This window comes from Phenylobacterium sp. (assembly GCF_030654915.1).
Taxonomy (GTDB): Bacteria; Pseudomonadota; Alphaproteobacteria; order Caulobacterales; family Caulobacteraceae; genus Phenylobacterium.
In genome coordinates this window covers 1-2,522 of record NZ_JAURWM010000338.1, presented here as the reverse complement: position 1 = coordinate 2,522, position 2,522 = coordinate 1, and the positions used below count along the sequence as shown (strand labels likewise).

Annotated in this window: 2 protein-coding genes and 1 pseudogene; all 3 read left to right on the top strand. The window is 58.6% G+C overall.

Translation table 11 applies throughout. From position 1 onward, the window contains the following. A pseudogene (locus tag Q7T84_RS17545) lies at positions 1-480 on the top strand (hypothetical protein); the annotation flags it as partial. 3 nt (positions 481-483) lie between these two features. Beyond that, positions 484-1,599 (top strand): patatin-like phospholipase family protein, encoded by a 1,116-nt coding sequence (locus Q7T84_RS17540; protein WP_304811408.1) that lies wholly within the window; start codon positions 484-486, stop codon positions 1,597-1,599. A gap of 217 nt (positions 1,600-1,816) precedes the next feature. Further along, positions 1,817-2,395, top strand: a complete 579-nt coding sequence (locus Q7T84_RS17535) for a DUF4142 domain-containing protein (protein WP_304811406.1) — start codon at positions 1,817-1,819, stop codon at positions 2,393-2,395. Positions 2,396-2,522: the final 127 nt, after the last annotated feature.

The window sequence follows — 2,522 nt, the reverse complement described above, 5'->3', positions numbered from 1 at the left end:
CAACGTCCGATGACCTCCTCAGACGAAAGCCGTGAAAGCCTGCAAGGTGCAGTTACTTCGCCCCTCCGGGACGCAAACCTAATCAAAACCGATATTCCGCCCATCCTCTTGCAGGCCGTCGCCAACCCGTATGCGCGGGCTGGCCAGCGCAGTTGTGCAACTCTCAGAAACGAAATCGTTAATCTAAACCAGGTTCTGGGCGACGATTTCGATGAACGAACCCCTGAGTCAGGTGGGAAAGGCATTGACCGCAAGAGCGCGTACGGCTTAGTCGCCAGTGTTGTCTCCGATGTCATCCCCATGCGCAGTTGGATAAGAAAACTCTCCGGGGCGGAGCGGCGTGACCGTCAGGTTCAAGAGGCCATCGCCGCCGGCATTGCGCGTAGAAGCTATTTGAAGGGGATCGGACAGGCCCGGGCGTGCAAGCCGCCAGCCTCCGCTCGACGAACCGCAGGCGCATTGCCGACCACGAAGCCCTAGCGGATGATAAGGTTTGTTGGAGCACTGGCGGCTGCTATCGTCTTGGCGGGCTGTCAGACCCTTCCCCGCGTGCCATATGGCCTCGAAGCGCTGCACGCCGCGAGTCCGAACTATCGGTACAATTTCGCTGAACCTGACACCCGCACCCGCTTCCTTAGCGAAGTCACAGACGTGCAGCGCCAGCAGGCGGGACGCGAACTTCAGCTGCTCGCCCTGTCGGGCGGCGGCGCCAACGGCGCCTATGGCGCAGGCGTAATGTACGGTTGGAGCCAGCGCGGGGATAGGCCTGCATTCTCGGTGGTGACAGGCGTTAGCGCAGGCGCTTTGATCGCTCCTTTCGTCTTTGCGGGGCCGTCATTCGATCCGGCGCTGAGACAAGCCTTTACGGACGGCCGATCTAAGGATCTACTTCGATCCAGAGGGCTCGGCGCGCTGCTTCGGCCCGGCATATTTAGGCCGGAACCGTTGAGAAAGCTCATCGTCGACAGTGTGACGCCGACGCTCATCGAGGCCGTTGCCGCCGAGCACCGAAAGGGCCGGCGGCTCTTTGTCGCAACGACCAGCCTCTATACGCAGACTCAGGTGGTGTGGGACATGGGGGCCTTGGCGCAGCTCAACGATCCGGTGTCTCGTCAGCTATTTCAGAATATCCTCATTGCATCGTCCAGCATTCCGGGTGTTTTTCCGCCTGTCTTGCTGACATTCGAGCAGGGTAGGCATACGGTGTCTGAGTTGCACGCAGACGGCGGCGCTGTGGCGAACTTCTTTGTCGCGCCGCAAGCTCTACTGAGCACGCCGACGCCCTCCGTCAGCAGGGCGCACATATTCATCTTGCTGAACAGCCGCACCACGCCTCGATTTGTGGTGGTGCCGGTCGGCGGGCTCAAGATCATCGCGCGTAGCTTCGACACGATGCTGAAATCCCTCACGCTCTCCGAACTGACCAACGTGAACCTTGCCGCAAGTGAAAAAGGCCTCAGGCTGGAAGTCGGGGAAATTCCTGACGAGCTTGATGAGAACTTTCTCGACTTTAGCCGCGTCCATATGAACGCGCTTTTTGCAGCTGGTGAACAGAGGGGAATTTCCGGGACTGCGTTTCAGTCTAACGCTTCACCGTAAAGCTTAAGGCGCGTTGTGTCTGTCGTCAAAAAACAGAGACACCGTTGCCAGCTTGGTAGCCTAACTCGCTGTTCCCGGGAACTGGCGAGGGCTGAGGGTTTTGAAAGTCCGGTAGACCTTTTTGGGCCGCTTTCTGTGGCAAAGGCGCTGACCGGTCCTAGGCGGAACTAGCTTGGTCGCTGCCGCGTTCGAAATCTGAATTACAGCAGGAGGATTCATGTTTCGATCGCTTATACTCTCCAGCGCGGTGGCTCTCGTCATTTCAGGGCCTGTCGCCGCACAAGACATGATGGCTAACAGTGGCTCCATGTCGTCGACCGAAGTCGGCATCGCTCCGGTGAGCGGGGCCTCGGCTACTGACTATGTCAAGTTGGCGGCCGACTCCGACATGTACGAGATACAGTCTAGCCGACTGGCTCTGACTAAGAGTAAGCGCGAAGACGTAAAGGCGTTAGCGCAACAGATGATCACCGAACATGCGGGCACAACTAAAGCGCTGATGGCGGCCCTGAAGAACGACGACCGCACCATCACGCGGCCTTCCTCACAGCTCTCGGCCGCGAACGCAGCGAAGATAGCGCTGCTGAAAAAGGCGCCCAAGGCGGCGTTCGACGACATGTACCTACAGCAGCAGGCTGAGGCCCACCAGACCGCTTGGGCTCTACACAAGGGCTATGCGATAGAGGGCACAGACCTTTCCCTGAAGCAGGTGGCTTCGACCGCTGTTCCCGTCATCGAGCGGCACTTGCAGCATGTCAAGCAGATACTTCCTGCGGCCCTGTCGCCCGTAAGTTGACGAGTACATACTCTGTCGCGGCTTGGCCTTCGGATCCACTGCGGGATTTGTTGGTTAATGTTCGAAACAGATGTTGGCTACTACCTTCGTCATCAGTGCCTTTGAGGAGAGGTCCGTTTAGAACAGT